We start from the raw sequence: 15935 nt of genomic DNA on the forward strand, positions 1-15935 counted from the left end.
CGGGCACGACACATGGACTCGTCAGCGCTGACCGCCTGGCTCCACCTCCTGCATGCACCGGGGGTGGGGCCCGCCACCTTTATGCGTCTGCTGCGGCAACATGCCACGCCTCGGGACGTGATGGCGGCCGGCCCGTCCGCCTGGCGCCGGGCGGGCCTGTCGGTGGCGGCCATTGACTTTCTCCAGGCAGAGACGCCACCGGGGGTACAGGCGGACCTGGACTGGTCCCGCCGGGAGGGACACCACATCCTGACCCTGGACGATCCCCGCTATCCGGTCCGTCTGAAGGATATCGCGGGGCCGCCCCCGGTGCTGTATGTGGTGGGGGACCCCCAGGTGCTGTCCTGGCCCATGCTGGCGGTGGTGGGCAGTCGCCATCCCACGCCCGGCGGCCGTGAAACCGCCGCGGCCTTCAGCGCCCATCTGGCCCGCCGGGGACTGGTGATTGCCAGCGGCCTGGCCAAGGGCATCGATGCCGCCGCCCATGAAGGCGCCCTGGCGGCCCAGGGCCTGACCGTTGCGGTGACGGGTACCGGCCCTGACCGGATCTATCCCGCCGCCCACCGCGACCTGGGCCATCGCATCGTGGCCGAAGGGGCCATGGTGACGGAACTGCCCACCGGCACCCCGGTCACACCCCAGAACTTCCCCCGCCGCAACCGCATTCTGGCGGGCCTGGCCGTGGGGACCCTGGTGGTGGAAGCGGCCACCCGCAGCGGCTCGCTGATCACCGCCCGGCTGGCGGTGGAACAGGGGCGGGAGGTGTTTGCCATCCCCGGCTCCATCCACAATCCCCTGGCCCGGGGCTGTCACCGCCTGATCCGCGAGGGCGCGAAACTGGTGGAAACGGCGGATGATATCCTTGAGGAACTCGGTGATCTGCTGCCTCCCCAGCCCCCGGACCCGCGGACACCGGCCATGGTGCCGGCGGCGACCCCCGACCCGGCGCCGGTGCCGGATGCAGACCATGTCCGTCTGCTGGAGGCCATGGGCCATGACCCGGTCTCGGTGGACCAGCTGGTGGCCCGCACCACATTGACCGTGGGTGCGGTTTCCTCCATGCTGCTGCTCATGGAGTTGCGCGGCCAGGTGGCCTCCTTGTCCGGTGGTCGTTATGTCCGCCTGCGGTCGGAAAGCGGAAAATGAAAGAAAACGTACTTGATGTCCTGATGTATTTGTTTGAAAACTATATTGATGACGATACCGAGCTGGAGCCGGATCGGGAACAGCTTCAGGACCTCCTGCTGGATGCCGGGTTTCCGGTGGCCGAGATCCACAAGGCCTTCGACTGGCTGGAAAACCTGGCCGCCCAGGACTCGCCGCAGACGGTCCATGCCGGTTCGGCGCTGCGCGTCTACACCAAGGCCGAGATGAACCGCATGGATGCCGAGAGCCGCGGATTCCTGCTGTTTCTGGAACAAAACGGTGTCCTTAGCCCCGCCACCCGCGAGGTGGTCATCAACCGGATCATGGATCTGGATGCCGAAGACATCAGCCTGGAAGAAATCAAATGGATCACGCTCATGGTGCTGTTCAACCAGCCCGGGCAGGAAGCCGCCTACACCTGGCTGGAGAACATGATGTTCGACAGCCCGCCGGAGTATCTGCACTGAAACCCCACAAAGAACCACAGGTAGCCAGGACATGAGCAAGAACCTGGTCATCGTCGAGTCCCCCGCCAAGGCCAAGACCATCAAAAAGTACCTCGGCAGCGATTTCGAGGTGCTGGCCTCCTATGGCCACGTGCGCGACCTGGTGCCCAAGGAGGGCGCCGTGGACCCCGACCACGACTTCCGCATGCACTATCAGGTGATCGACCGCAACGAGAAGCATGTGGAGAGTATCGCCCGCGCCCTGAAGAAGGCCGATCGCCTGATCCTGGCCACCGACCCGGACCGGGAAGGCGAGGCCATCTCCTGGCATCTCCATGAACTGCTGCGGGAACGGGGCCTGCTGGACAACAAGACCACCGAGCGGGTGGTCTTCCACGAGATCACCCAGCGGGCCGTGCGCGACGCCATTGAGCATCCCCGCGAGCTGTCCAACGATCTGATCAACGCCCAGCAGGCGCGGCGTGCGCTGGACTATCTGGTGGGCTTCAACCTGTCCCCCCTGCTGTGGAAGAAGATCAAGCGCGGTCTGTCCGCCGGTCGGGTACAGAGTCCCGCCCTGCGCATGATCGTGGAGCGCGAAGAGGAAATCGAGCGCTTCATCACCCGGGAATACTGGACCCTGGACGCCCTGGCGGCCAAGGATGAAAGCCCGTTCACCGCCCGTCTGCAGATTTACGGCGGACGCAAGCTGGAACAGTTCGACATCAACAACGAGGCCGACGCCGACCAGGCGCGCCAAACCCTGCTGGCCGCCGCCCAGGGCCGGCTGCGGGTGGCCAGGGTGGAAAAGAAACAGCGGCGCCGCAATCCGGCACCGCCGTTCACCACCTCCACCCTGCAGCAGGAAGCCGTGCGCAAGCTGGGCTTCTCCGCCAGTCGGGCCATGCGCGTGGCGCAGCAGCTCTACGAAGGGATCGATCTGGGCTCCGGCCCCATCGGTCTGATCACCTACATGCGTACCGACTCCTTCACCCTGGCCAATGAGGCCGTGGAAGAGATCCGCGGCCTGATCGCCCAGCGCTACGGCCGCGACAAGGTCCCCGGCAGCCCCCGCCAGTACAAGACCAAGTCCAAGAACGCCCAGGAGGCCCACGAGGCCATCCGCCCCACCTCGGTGCTGCGCCTGCCCGAGGAGGTGAAGGGCCATCTGACCACCGATCAGTTCAAGCTCTATGACCTGATCTGGAAACGCACCGTGGCCTGCCAGATGATCCACGCCACCCTGGACACGGTGGCCGCCGACCTGGAAGCGGGCAGCGCCGAGCATATCTTCCGCGCCACCGGCTCCTCCGTGCGCGACCCCGGCTTCATGGCCGTCTACCGGGAGGATCAGGACGACGCCCCGGTGGAAAACGATGAACGCCTGCTGCCGGAGCTTCAGGAAGGTGAACAGGTCACCCTGAACGACGTGCAGGCGGATCAGCACTTCACCGAGCCGCCGCCCCGGTATTCGGAAGCCAGCCTGGTGAAGGCCCTGGAAGAGCACGGCATCGGCCGTCCCTCCACCTATGCCTCCATTATCAGCACCCTGATGCAACGGGAATATGCAGAGCTGGTGAACCGGCGCTTCGTGCCCACGGACATCGGCCGCATCGTCAACACCTTCCTGACCCAGCACTTCACCCAGTACGTGGACTACGACTTCACCGCCCGCCTGGAAGACGAGCTGGACGAGATCTCCCGGGGCGAGAAGGACTGGATTCCGGTGATGGAGGGCTTCTGGAGCCGCTTCCATGAGCAGGTGAAGGAAAAGGATGCCTCGGTCACCCGCGAGGAGGCGGTGCAGGCCCGGGAGATCGGCACCGATCCCAAGTCGGGTCGGCCGGTCTCCGTGCGCATGGGGCGCTACGGACCCTTCGTCCAGATCGGCACCAAGGAAGACGAGGAAAAACCCCGCTTTGCCGGCCTGCGCCCCGGCCAGAAGATGGACAGCATCACCCTGGACGAGGCCCTGGCCCTGTTCCAGCTGCCCCGGGAACTGGGGGAGACCCCGGAAGGGGAGCCGGTGAGCGTGAACATCGGCCGCTTCGGACCCTACGTGAAGTTCGGCAGCCGCTATGCCTCCCTGAAGAAGGAGGACGACCCCTACACCATTGAGCTGTCCCGGGCCCTGGAACTGGTGGCGGAGAAGAAGGAAGCGGACGCCAATCGATTCATCCAGGTGTTCGAGGAGGCCGGCATCCAGGTGCTCAACGGCCGCTACGGTCCCTACATCACCGACGGCAACAAGAATGCCCGCATTCCCAAGGACGAGGACCCCAAGGCCCTGACCCTGGAGCAGTGCCGCACCCTGCTGGCGGCCGCGCCGGAGAAGAAGGGCCGGGGCACCCGGAAGGCCGCGCCGAAGAAGAAGGCCACCACCGCCAAGGAGGCATCCGAGGACAAGGCCAAACCCGGGAAAAAGGCCGCCGCAAGCAAGAGCAAGGCCGGGACCACCACATCCGGAGCCACCAGGACGGGTACCCGTTCCCGCAAGGCCACTACCACTGCCAAGACCGGTGACCGGGACACCTCCCCGGCCGAGCGCAGTGCCGGCAACTCCCGCTGACAGCCCTCGCCATGACCAGACGACTGACGGACGCCACCGATGCCGCCGCCCTCATCCGTGGGGGCGGCGTCATTGCCTACCCCACCGAGGCCGTATTCGGTCTGGGTTGCGATCCCCGCAACGAAGTGGCGGTCCACCGGCTGCTGCAGATCAAACAACGGCTCCCCGACCAGGGACTGATCCTCATCGGCGCGGACTTCGCCCAGTTCTCCCCCTTCCTGCGGCCGGTGGATGCCCGGCTGCAGGAACAGGCCATGGCCACCTGGCCCGGCCCCCACACCTGGCTGTGGCCGGCCCGACCGGACACGCCGCGCTGGCTCACCGGGGTCCATGACACCCTGGCGGTCCGTGTCACCGATCATCCCCTGGCGGCGGCACTGTGCCGGGCGGCCGGCATGGCCCTGGTCTCCACCAGCGCCAACCTGTCCGGCCATCCCCCGGGGCGATCCGCCGACGAAGTGGACGCAGCCCTGGGCTCGCTGCTGGACGGCATCCTGGAAGGCCCTACCGGTGGCCGGGAAAACCCCAGCGAGATCCGGGATCTGCAGACCGGCCGGCAGATCCGGGGCAGCTGAGCCCATGACCGGCACGGCCTCCCCCCGGATTGAACCGGTTCTGGACTACTTCCGTGGCCTGCAGGACCGGATCTGCCAAGTCCTGGCCGACCGGGACCCGAGCGCCGCCTGGGTGGATGATGCCTGGACCCGGGAGGAAGGCGGCGGCGGCCGCAGCCGGGTGATGCGCCGAGGGGCGATCTTCGAACAGGCCGGCATCAACTTCTCCCATGTCTCGGGCCGCAACCTGCCCCCCACCGCCACGGCCCACCGCCCTGTCCTGGCCGGACGGCGCTTCCAGGCCGCCGGGGTCTCCCTGGTCATCCACCCCCTCAATCCCCATGTCCCCAGTTCCCATGCCAACGTGCGCTTCTTTCTGGCGGAAAAGGAGGGCGAGGCGCCGGTGTGGTGGTTCGGCGGCGGCTTCGATCTCACCCCCTATTACGGCCACGACGAGGACTGCATTCACTGGCACGCTCATGCCCGTACCCTGTGCACGCCCTTCGGCGAGGGGGTCCATGCCCGCTTCAAGCAGTGGTGTGACGAGTATTTCTATCTCAAACACCGCCGGGAACACCGGGGGATCGGCGGATTGTTCTTCGATGACCTGAACGAATGGGGCTTTGAGCGCTGTTTTGAGTTCGTGCGCGGCGTGGGGGACGGCTATCTGCCCGGCTATCTGCCCATCGTGGACCGGCGTCACGGGACGCCTTACACCCAGGCCCAGCGGGATTTCCAACTCTACCGGCGGGGGCGCTATGTGGAGTTCAACCTGCTCCATGACCGGGGCACCCTGTTCGGGCTGCAGTCGGGGGGACGGACCGAGTCCATCCTCATGTCCCTGCCGCCGCTGGTGCGGTGGGAGTACAACTATCAGGCGCCGCCGGGAAGCCCGGAGGCGCAATTGCTGGAGCGGTATCTCACCCCCAGGGAATGGGTCTGAGGCGGGAGCGGGGGTTCTGCCTCAGTCCGCGGCCGGGGCCACCTCGGGAAACTCGTTGAGCACCTGGTCGGTGCGCGCATCCACCTCGTGGAGCTTCACCCCGTACCCCCACAGGGTGGCCAGATGCCGCAACACCTGACGGGCATCGGACGCCTCCAACAGGCGACCGTCCACCACGCGATGCTCCAGGATCAGCCGCCGGTCCCCGGACAGGTCCACGTCCACCACCTGAATGTCCGGCTCATGGCGGGCCAGATCATACTGGGCCGACAAGGCCCGGCGCACATCCCGGTAACCCCCGTCGTCATGGATGGCCTCCACCACCAGGTTCGCCTCGTCCGCATCATCCCGCACCGAAAACAGACGCATGTCCCGCATCACCTTCGGCCCCAGGAACTGGAGGATGAAGCTCTCGTCCCGATACTCGGTCCAGGCCTGCTTCCAGGTGCCCAGGAAGTCCCCGTTGCCGGCAATGTCCGGGAACCAGCGCCGATCTTCCTCGGTGGGGTTCAGACACATCCGTTTCAGATCCTGCAGGATGTTGAAGCCCAGGGCATAGGGATTGATGCCCGAAAACCGAGGGTCATCGTACTCCGGCTGGAACACCACGTTGGTGTGGTGGTGCAGGAACTCCATGAAGGCCCCGTCGGTGAGCCGACCGGTTTCGTGCAGGCGGGTCATGAGGTGATAGTGCACCGCCGTGGCGCAGCCCTCGTTCATCACCTTGGTCTGCTTTTGGGGATAGAAATACTGGGACACCACCCGCACGATGCGCAGGATCTCCCGCTGCCAGTGCTGCAGCCGGGGGGCGCGCTTTTCCAGGAAATAGAGCAGGTTTTCCTCCGGTAGGCCAAGGGCTTCCCGGCGCTCGTCCAGGGCCCGCTCCCGGGGGGCCGGCCCGCCCGTACGCTGGGGCAGGGTGCGCCATAGGTCGCTGAAGGTCTGCTCCTCGTAACGGCGCCGCTCCTTTTTCCGCTGCATTTCCTGATGCAGGTTCAGCGGCTGGCGGCGGGGATAGCGATGCACCCCGTGACTCATCAGGGCATGGGCGGCATCCAGCACCCGCTCCACCTCCCGCAGGCCGTAACGTTCCTCGCACTCGGCCACGTAGGCCTTGGCAAAATCCAGATAGTCCAGGATGCCTTCGGCGTCGGTCCAGGAGCGGAACAGGTGGTTGTTCTTGAAGAAATGGCTGTGACCGAAGGCGGCGTGGGCCATGACCAGGGTCTGCATGGTCATGGTGTTCTCTTCCATGATGTAGCACAGGCAGGGATTGGAGTTGATGACGATCTCGTAAGCCAGGCCGGTCATGCCCTTGCGGTAGTACATCTCGTCCCGGGCGAAGTGCTTGCCGAAGGACCAGTGACGATAGAACAGGGGCATGCCCATGGAGGAATAGGCATCCAGCATCTGTTCCGAGCTGATGATCTCCACCTGACTGGGGTAGGGATCCAGCCCCATCTCGTCGATGGCCACGCGCTCGATGGCGTCAAAGGCCTTCTTGATGAGCGGATAGTCCCAGTCGGCACCGGTGTAGAGGGGGGTGTTCGTGGTCATCGGGTGCCGCCTCCTACCGCCGCAGTTCCACCGGGGTGAACAGATCCCGGAACACGGGAAAGATGTCCGCCCGGGACTTCACCTTGCGCATGGCCAGGGGCCGGCCGGCCTTCACCAGGCGCTCGTAGACCTGCCACAGGTCCGTGGTCATCTCCCAGCCCCGCTCCTCGGCCACCTCGATGTAGGCAAAGTACCGGCACACCGGCAGGATCACCGATTCCATCAGATCCACCACCGCCGGGTTGTCCGCCGGGGTGTTGTCGCCGTCGGAGGCCTGGGCGGCGTAGATGTTCCAGTCCGCCGGGTCATAGCGCTCCCGCAACACCCGCTCCATTTCCTCCAGGGCCGGGGAGACCAGGGTGCCGCCGGTTTCCCGGGAGTAGAAAAAGGTGTCCTCGTCCACCTCCTGGGCAATATGGGTGTGCCGGATGAAGACGATGTCCACATGCTGGTAGCGGCGCTGCAGGAACAGGTACAGCAGCATGAAGAAGCGCTTGGCCAGGTCCTTCATGTCCTCGGTCATGGAGCCGGAGACGTCCATGAGACAGAACATCACGGCCTGGGAAATGGGCTTGGGCACCGGGTCGAAGCGGTTGTAGCGCAGATCGATGGGGTCGATATAGGGGATGCGCTTGGCACGGACGACCTGCTCCTCCCGCAGCCGGATCAGCGCCCGCAGGCGCTCCGGATCCTTGCCGGAACGCTCCAGGCGGTCGATCTCCTCGTCCAGGGCCCGGGTCTCCTCCCGCCGGGGACGCTTGAGGGCCAGGCGCCGGGACAGGGAGTTGCGCATGGTGCGGGCCAGGTTGAGATTGGAGGGGGAACCGGAGACGGAATAGCCCGCCCGCTGCAGACCCTGCTGTTCCACCTTGGTGAGCTGGGTACGCACCAGGTCGGGCAGTTCCAGGTTCTCGAAGAACAGGTCCAGAAACTCGTCCCGGCTGACGGTGAACTGGAAGGCATCCTCCCCCTCCCCCTGGGGACTGCCGCCGCGACCGCCCTGCCCCGGTCCACCCTCGGGCCGGGCAATGGCGTCTCCGGCCACGTACTGCTTGTTGCCGGGCACCACGTGGCGGCGCAGGCCCTTGCCGCCGTCCTTGCGAAAACCGGGCTCCTGCAGGCCATCGGTCGGAATGCTGATCTCCTCACCCCCCTGACCGATGTCCGCCACCTTGCGCCGGGCCGAGACGTCCCGCACCGCGTCCAGGATCTGGCGCCGGGCACGGCCGATGAAACGCTGGCGGTTGGCCAGGCTCTTGTCCTTCGGATTGAGACGCCGGTCGACGATATTGACCACTGTGGTACTCCCGAGGCAGGGCCGTCAGCCCGCCTGCTTGACCCGCATGTACCATTCCACCAGACGGCGCACCTGCCGCTCGGTGTACCCACGCTCCACCATGCGCTGGACGAACTCGGTGTGCTTGCGCTCCATGTCCGAGTCCGTCTTGGCGCCGAAGCTGATCACGGGCAGCAGGTCCTCCACCTGGCTGAACATGCGCTTCTCGATCACCTCCCGGATCTTCTCGTAGGAGGTCCAGGAAGGCATCCGCCCCCCCTGACTGGCCTGGGCCCGGAGGGCGAACTTGACCACCTCGTTGCGGAAATCCTTGGGATTGGCGATGCCCGCCGCCTTCTCGATCTTGCTCAGCTCCTGGTTCAGGGCCTGACGGTCCAGCAACTGGCCGGTGTCCGGGTCCTTGAAGTCGTGGTCCTCGATCCAGGCGTCGGCGTAGGACACATAGCGTTCGAACAGGTTCTGGCCGAAGTCGCTGTAGGACTCCAGATAGGCCTTCTGGATCTCGTGGCCGATGAAGTCGGCATAACGGGGCGCCAGTTCCGCCTTGATGTACTCCAGGTAGCGCCGCTCCGTGTCCTCCGGGAACTGCTGGCGACGGATGGACTGCTCCAGCATGTAGAGCAGGTGCACCGGGTCGGCGGCCACTTCCCGGGTATCGTAGTTGAAGGTCTCGGACAGCACCTTGAAGGCAAAGCGGGTGGAGACCCCGTCCATGCCCTCGTCCACCCCGGCCACGTCCCGGTATTCCTGCATGGACTTGGCCTTGGGGTCGGTGTCCTTGAGGCTCTCACCGTTGTAGACCCGCATCTTGGAGAACAGGTTGGAATTCTCATGCTCCCGCAGGCGGGTGAGCACGGAGAACTTGGCCAGGATGTCCAGGGTGGCCGGGGCGCAGGGGGCGTCGGCCAGTTCGCTGGACTGGATCAGTTTCTCGTAGATCTTCTCCTCCTCCGCGACCCGCAGGCAGTAGGGCACCTTGACCACGGAAATGCGGTCGATGAAGGCCTCGTTGTTCTTGTTGTTCTTGAAGCTCTGCCATTCCGATTCGTTGGAATGGGCCATGATGATCCCCTGATAGGGGATGGCGCCGATGTTCTCCGTGCCCACGTAGTTGCCTTCCTGGGTGGCGGTGAGCAACGGATGGAGCATCTTGATGGGCGCCTTGAACATCTCCACGAACTCCAACATCCCCTGGTTGGCCCGGTTGAGGCCGCCGGAGTAGCTGTAGGCGTCGGTATCGTTCTGGCTGTAGAGCTCCAGCTTGCGGATGTCCACCTTGCCCACCAGGGAGGAGATGTCCTGATTGTTCTCGTCCCCCGGCTCGGTCTTGGAGACGGCGATCTGGCGCAGGCGGGAGGGGTAGAGGCGCACCACGGAGAAGCGGGCGATGTCACCGCCGAACTCGTCCAGTCGCTTCACCGCCCAGGGGGAGATGAGGCCGGTGAGGCGGCGCCGGGGGATGTTGAAGCGCTGTTCCAGGGTCTCTCCCATGACGGCGGGATCGAACAACCCCAGCGGACTCTCGAACACCGGCGAGATTTCGTCACCGGCCTTGAGCACATAGATGGGATGCGTCTCCATCAGGGCCTTGAGACGCTCGGACAGGGACGACTTGCCACCCCCCACCGGACCGAGCAGGTAGAGGATCTGCTTGCGCTCCTCCAGACCCTGGGCCGCATAGCGGAAAAAGCCCACGATGCGCTCGATGGTCTCCTCCATCCCGTAGAAATCCTCGAAGGCGGGATAGATCTTGATGGTGCGGTTGAGAAAGATGCGCCCCAGCCGTTCATCCTTGGCGGTGTCCAGCACCCTGGGTTCGCCGATGGCGGCCACCAGTCGCTCGGCGGCACTGGCATAGCGCATCGGATCATCGGGGCATCCTTCCAGGTATTCACCCAGGGACATCTCCGTCTCCTGGCGTTTCTGATAGGCGCGTGCGTACTGCGCAATCAAGGCTTCAGCCGAATCCATCGCAATCACCCCCTCGTTATGGAGTCAGATGACACTGCGTTGACCTATGCAAGATAGGGACCACAGCCGAATATCCGTCGCACTCAACCCGCCAGACCGCCCCTGGGCAGGGGCCCGGTTTGCCGGCAACCTGAACGGGAAGGTGGATGAGCTGCCCGGGTACTTTTTCAAGCCTGACCCGTGGCCTGTCTTTCCGGTTGGACGTCACCCGCCGTGCACAGTTCCTGTGCGCGGCCGGCTTTTTGCCACGGAAACGGGCATCCGCCCTGCATGAAGCATAGTACAGTCGTCGGACTTTCCCCGAACCCGCGCCGGCTTGACAACCGGCCGGCAATCCCCAAACCTGCCCTCCCGCGCAGGCCCCCGGAGGAGATCATGGAGCCCAAAGACAGCACCGAAAACGAGGCCTACAAGGGCTTTACCAATAGCGCCTGCCCGTTCATGCCCTGCCACCGGGGTATCACCCGGGAGTTCAACTGCCTGTTCTGCTACTGCCCGCTGATTGCCTATGAATGTCCCGGGCCTTACACAGTCTTCACCGACCCACGGGGCATGCGACGCAAGGACTGCAGCGACTGCACCCTGCCCCATGACGGCTACCGCCAGTCCTGGCACTTCATCCAGAAATGGCTGGAACGTCCGGTCCTGTGGGACGGTCATGAACAGACCCGCTACCGGGTGGCCCGGCCCGAGGACGCACAGCCGGAACCGTGACCCCGCGCATGGACGGGCTGGGCGCCATTCTTCCGCGCAATGTCCTCAATCATCCGGTGCGCCTGCACCACCCCGGAAATATTGGTTAAGCTATCGGTTCAACAATCGGGGTAAGGATGAATCGCTGGACTCTCCGCCACGCCTTGGTGGTGATGGCGATCACCATGGGCATCGGCCTGCTGCTGAGCAGCATCGCCATCCAGCATATCGACCTGAAACTTCGCCAGGAATTGCTGGAGAAGGCGGGCAGGATCCAGCTTGGCCTGGACATCGAGCAGATCCGCGCCCTGAGCGGTCACCCCGACGACACCGAACTGGAAGCCTTCCGCTCGCTGCAGTCCGCGCTGATGCGGGCGCGCCTGGACAACGAGCGCTATGCCTATCTCTATCTCCTGGGGCTGGATTCGACCGGCAGGGTGGTTTTCCTGGTGGATCAGCCATTCGCCCCCTGGGAAGAATGGACTGAATTGCCACCCGGCTCGATATTTGAAGAGCACTCGGCAGAGCTTGCCGCCGCATTCGAACACGGCAGACCCTTCGTGGAAGGCCCGCTGACCGACGAGTGGGGCACCTGGGTCAGCGCCATCCTGCCCATCCATGATCCCGACACCGGCAACATACCGGCCATCCTGGGCATCGACGTGGATGCAGGCACGTGGAAACAGGACATTGCCGGTCGGGCAGCCCTCCCCCTGGGCTTCTTCTGGAGCCTGTTCATCGGGTTTGCCGCCGCCCTCGTCTCCACCTACCGGCTCCATGAATCCCCTCGCCCCATCCTTGGCCGGCTGCTGATTCCGCTGGTGCTGATGCTCGTCCTGCTGGTGAGCGGCTTCAATCTCATCGTCCTCTGGTTCCAGTCCGAACATCTCCAGGAATCCAGCCGGGAGGCCTACACCGGGGTGCTGAGGGATATCCGCCATCTCCAGGGCGAGCAGGCACGCATCCTGAATACGAGCGCCGAACTGCTGATCCAGCACCCGAGCCTGGAGCGGGCACTGCGCCATCCCGATGACACCGCGACAATGGGGGACGCCCGCGATCTGCTGCATCAGTTCGCCTCACTCCACCCATTTCATTACGCGGCCCTGCTGACCCCGCAAGGCGAGTGCCGGGCCTGCACGGCCCGGATGCCCGCCGAACTCCAACCCCTTTGGGGATACCCGCCGAGCGGAGACCAGGCACCATCACGACTGGTGCTGGACGAGACAGGAAGCCTGCTCATGCAGGCTACCCGCCCGATCCTGGACTCACGGGAACAGCGGCTCGGCACCCTGGAACTTGCACTGTCCTTCGATCAGGTGCTTGCCGGCAGCCATCTGCGACCGGACATGGAACTGGCCTTCATCGCACCGGTATCCGAACCGGGCGGCGATGGGTCGAGCGGACATCGACCCCGGTCCGGCTCGCTTCTCTATGCCTCCGACCCGCTGCTGCGGGAAATCCTCGCGCCCTTCGTCGTCGCGCCGCCCATGCATGCCTTGCGGGACCTCCCCTTCAGGGACGGGCACTGGCGCCTGACGGCCCTCCCATTTCAGGACGCCAGCGGGTATCGGATCGGCAACCTTTTGCTGTTGCACGAGATTTCCGAACTCCAGGCGGCCCACGGCAGGGTTCTGGGCCTGTCCGGCGCATGGACCCTGGTGTTGCTGGGAGGTCTGCTCGGGTTCCTGATCGTGCTGCTGCGGCGGACCGATGCCGGCATCCGCGAGCAACAACGGGAACTGCGGGAAAGTGAACGGCGTTTCCGCGGCTTCTTCGAGAAAAACAGTGCCGTCATGCTGCTCATCAACCCCCGTGACGGAAGCATCGTGGATGCCAACCCCGCCGCCGCCCGGTTCTACGGTCATGAGCCGGCAACGCTGCGCACCATGAGCATATTCCAGATCAACAACCGGCAGGAGGCGGAAATCAGGTTGGCGATGCAGCAGGCCCTGCAACAAATCTGCAACCAGTTTGAATTTCAACATCGTCTGCATGACGGCGACATCCGCCATGTGGAGGTCCATTCCACGCCGCTGGACCTGGACGGGCAGACCCTGCTGTTTTCCATCGTCCATGACGCCACGTCCCGTCATCAGGCCCAGCAGGCGCTGGTGCGGGCCAAGGAGGCCGCCCTCATGGCCAGCCAGGCCAAGAGCGATTTCCTGGCCAACATCAGCCATGAGATACGCACCCCGATGAACGGCATCATCGGCATGGCGGAACTGCTCAAGGATACCCCGATGGCACCCCGGCAGGCCGGTTACACCCGCGCCCTGCTGTCCAGCGCAAGAACGCTGATGGATCTCATCAACGACATCCTGGACGTCTCCCGCATCGAGAGCGGCAAACTGGAGCTGGAGGCGATCCCCTTCTCCCTGCCGGAGCTGCTGGACAGCGTGACCGGAACCCTGATACCCACCGCCCATGCCCGGGGTCTCACGCTGGGCTATCAGATTGAATCGGATGTACCGGCATGGCTGGTAGGGGATCCGACCCGGCTGCGCCAGGTCCTGTTCAACCTCACCGGCAATGCCGTCAAGTTCACCCACGCAGGCGGCGTACGGATCACGGTCAGCCGACAGGCACGGGAACAGGGGCGCGGGCTGCTGCAATTCGCGGTCGTGGATACCGGGATCGGCATCGCGGCGGACAAGCTGGACCTGCTGTTCCAGAAATTCACCCAGGTGGATGCCTCCACCACCCGCCGCTACGGCGGCAGCGGACTGGGGCTGGCCATCTGCCGGCAACTGGTGGCGCTCATGGGCGGGGATATCCAGGTCGAAAGCCGGGAGGGACAGGGCTCCACATTCCAGTTCACTGTGCCGCTCCAGGCCGCCACCTCGGCAAGGTTTGAGACCGCACCGGAACGGAAACTCGACGGCGTCGGCAATCCCGACGTCCGCATCCTGGTCACCGATGACAACCCGGTGAATCGCGAGGTGGCCATGGGTATCCTGCGCAAGCTGGGGCTGACGGCGGATTCCGTGCCTTGCGGCCGGGACACGCTGGCGACCCTGCGGGACCGCGACTACGATCTCTTGCTGCTGGATATCCAGATGCCGGACATGGACGGCCTGGAGGTGACCCGACGCATCCGACGCGGTGAAGCCGGCCCGGCCGCGCGGAACATGCCGATCATCGCCATGACCGCCCAGAGCAGCCCCGAAGAGCAGGCCCTTTGTCGCGAAGCGGGCATGGATGGGCACCTGGGCAAACCGCTGACACCCGAGGTCGTGGCACGAACACTGCTGCCATGGCTCGGCCGGGATCCGGGGAATAAGTCACCCTCACCCGGTGTGTCGGCACGGCCATCACCCGGCACTCCGATCTTCGACAGGCCGGGCATGGAACGGCGCCTGCAGGGGGATCTGGATCTGCTTCGCAAGGTACTGGAAACGGCGCGGACAGACCTGCCCCGCCAGATCGAGACACTGGAACGGCTGCTGAACACGCCCGGCAGCACGCCGGAACAGGTCTGCCGGCAGGCCCATGCCCTCAAGGGTGCCGCCGCCAGCACGGGAGGCGAGTGCCTGCGCCTGGCCGCCCAACGCCTGGAAACGGCCGCGAACGACGATATCCAGGCCGCGGCCGCCCTGCTGCCGGATCTTGAACAGCAATGTAACGAATTGCTGGAGGCTTTGCGGCTTGTGTTGCGGGAGATGTCCGATCATGATCCACGACCCGATGCCGGAACGGCATGACCATCCGAGGTGACACGCCGGTGCGCATCCTGATTGCCGAGGACGACCTGACCTCCCGCACCCTGCTGGTATCGCTGCTGGAGAAAGCGGGACATGAGGTGATCGAGACCCGGGACGGCATGGAGGCCTGGCGGATGCTGCGGATGCCCGACGCCCCCCGACTGGCGATCCTCGACTGGATGATGCCGGAGATGGACGGCATCGACGTGGTGCGCAGGGTGCGCGGCCTGCGGACCGAGTTGCCCACGTTCATCATCATGCTGACCTGTCGGGATACCAAGGCCGACCTGATCCACGCCCTGGACAGCGGCGCCGACGACTATCTGGTCAAGCCCTTCGATGCCGGCGAACTGCGGGCCAGGATGGGCGTGGGCATCCGGATCATCCAACTCCAGGAGGCCCTGTTGCAGAGCCGTGAAGACATGGCCTACCAGGCCACCCATGACCCCCTGACCGGCCTGCCCAATCGCCGGGCCATCCTGGAACATCTGGAACGGGAGCGGGAACGCTGCATTCGCAATGGTGAAATGCTGGCCATCGGCATGTGCGACGTGGACCGGTTCAAGACCATCAACGACACCCACGGCCATCAGACCGGCGATGAGGTCCTGTGCGGGATTGCCCACCTGCTGCGCGAGAGTGTGCGATCCTACGATGCCGTCGGGCGCCTGGGGGGTGAGGAGTTCCTGATCGTCGCCGCCATGCCGGTCGGTGCCGATCCCTGGCAACTGTTCGACAAACTGCGCCAGCAGCTGTGCAGGACCCCGATCGTGACCCGGGCCGGCGCCCTGCCCGTCACCCTCAGCATCGGCGTCTGCGCCGCCGCCAGGGACAGCAGCCTGGATGAAATGCTGGCCCTGGCCGATGAGGCCCTCTACCAGGCCAAGAGCCAGGGACGCAACCGTACCGTCTGCAATACCAGGCGCCCTCGGGAACCTGGATGATACAAGCCCTTGACGCAGCGCATGTCCAGCTGTCCATCAAGGTTGACAGTGCCAAAAATGCACGGGTACGATCGGGCATTCCGGGGAACTTAGGAACGCCCCGCCTGTCTT

General features: G+C 65.0%; 11 protein-coding genes. 8 read left to right on the forward strand and 3 right to left on the reverse strand.

Annotated elements, in window-relative coordinates; genetic code table 11:
* Window positions 1-12: 12 nt before the first annotated feature.
* From dprA to hemF, 5 genes are read left to right on the forward strand one after another with little or no spacing between them, the layout of a single operon-like run.
* Window positions 13-1146 carry a DNA-processing protein DprA gene (gene dprA, locus LQD11_RS07870; RefSeq protein ID WP_238617057.1) on the forward strand — a complete coding sequence of 378 codons (1134 nt, stop codon included), beginning with the start codon at window positions 13-15 and terminating at the stop codon, window positions 1144-1146.
* On the forward strand, window positions 1143-1613 hold the full coding sequence (locus tag LQD11_RS07875; RefSeq protein ID WP_238617058.1) for a DUF494 family protein: 471 nt from the start codon (window positions 1143-1145) through the stop codon (window positions 1611-1613). The genes dprA and LQD11_RS07875 overlap by 4 nt, the downstream gene beginning before the upstream one ends.
* A gap of 31 nt (window positions 1614-1644) precedes the next feature.
* The gene (locus LQD11_RS07880) at window positions 1645-4161 is read left to right on the forward strand and encodes a DNA topoisomerase I (protein ID WP_238617059.1); all 2517 of its coding nucleotides are present in this window, start codon (window positions 1645-1647) and stop codon (window positions 4159-4161) included.
* Between the two features lie 11 nt (window positions 4162-4172).
* The gene (tsaC, locus tag LQD11_RS07885; protein ID WP_238617061.1) at window positions 4173-4736 is read left to right on the forward strand and encodes an L-threonylcarbamoyladenylate synthase type 1 TsaC; all 564 of its coding nucleotides are present in this window, start codon (window positions 4173-4175) and stop codon (window positions 4734-4736) included.
* A 4-nt stretch (window positions 4737-4740) separates the two neighbouring features.
* Window positions 4741-5658, forward strand: a complete 918-nt coding sequence (gene hemF / locus LQD11_RS07890; protein ID WP_238617062.1) for an oxygen-dependent coproporphyrinogen oxidase — start codon at window positions 4741-4743, stop codon at window positions 5656-5658.
* Between the two features lie 21 nt (window positions 5659-5679).
* On the opposite strand, the gene LQD11_RS07895 is transcribed toward hemF, so the two are convergent.
* From LQD11_RS07895 to LQD11_RS07905, 3 genes are read right to left on the reverse strand one after another with little or no spacing between them, the layout of a single operon-like run.
* Window positions 5680-7215 carry a SpoVR family protein gene (locus LQD11_RS07895; RefSeq protein ID WP_238617064.1) on the reverse strand — a complete coding sequence of 512 codons (1536 nt, stop codon included), beginning with the start codon at window positions 7213-7215 and terminating at the stop codon, window positions 5680-5682.
* Between the two features lie 13 nt (window positions 7216-7228).
* Complete coding sequence (locus tag LQD11_RS07900) at window positions 7229-8512, reverse strand: YeaH/YhbH family protein (protein WP_238617065.1); 1284 nt, start codon at window positions 8510-8512, stop codon at window positions 7229-7231.
* Between the two features lie 24 nt (window positions 8513-8536).
* Window positions 8537-10483, reverse strand: a complete 1947-nt coding sequence (locus tag LQD11_RS07905) for a PrkA family serine protein kinase (RefSeq protein ID WP_238617066.1) — start codon at window positions 10481-10483, stop codon at window positions 8537-8539.
* 375 nt (window positions 10484-10858) lie between these two features.
* Here LQD11_RS07905 and LQD11_RS07910 point away from each other — a divergent pair, with 375 nt between their 5' ends.
* The 3 genes from LQD11_RS07910 (at window position 10859) to LQD11_RS07920 (ending at window position 15824) form a co-directional block, all read left to right on the forward strand.
* Entirely contained in the window at window positions 10859-11197 is a 339-nt protein-coding gene (locus LQD11_RS07910) for a cysteine-rich small domain-containing protein (RefSeq protein ID WP_238617068.1), read from the forward strand.
* 116 nt (window positions 11198-11313) lie between these two features.
* On the forward strand, window positions 11314-14880 hold the full coding sequence (locus tag LQD11_RS07915) for an ATP-binding protein (RefSeq protein ID WP_238617069.1): 3567 nt from the start codon (window positions 11314-11316) through the stop codon (window positions 14878-14880).
* Window positions 14877-15824, forward strand: a complete 948-nt coding sequence (locus tag LQD11_RS07920) for a GGDEF domain-containing response regulator (protein WP_238617070.1) — start codon at window positions 14877-14879, stop codon at window positions 15822-15824. The genes LQD11_RS07915 and LQD11_RS07920 overlap by 4 nt, the downstream gene beginning before the upstream one ends.
* Window positions 15825-15935 lie beyond the last annotated feature (111 nt).

Source organism: Ectothiorhodospira shaposhnikovii (assembly GCF_022227765.1).
GTDB lineage: Bacteria > Pseudomonadota > Gammaproteobacteria > Ectothiorhodospirales > Ectothiorhodospiraceae > Ectothiorhodospira.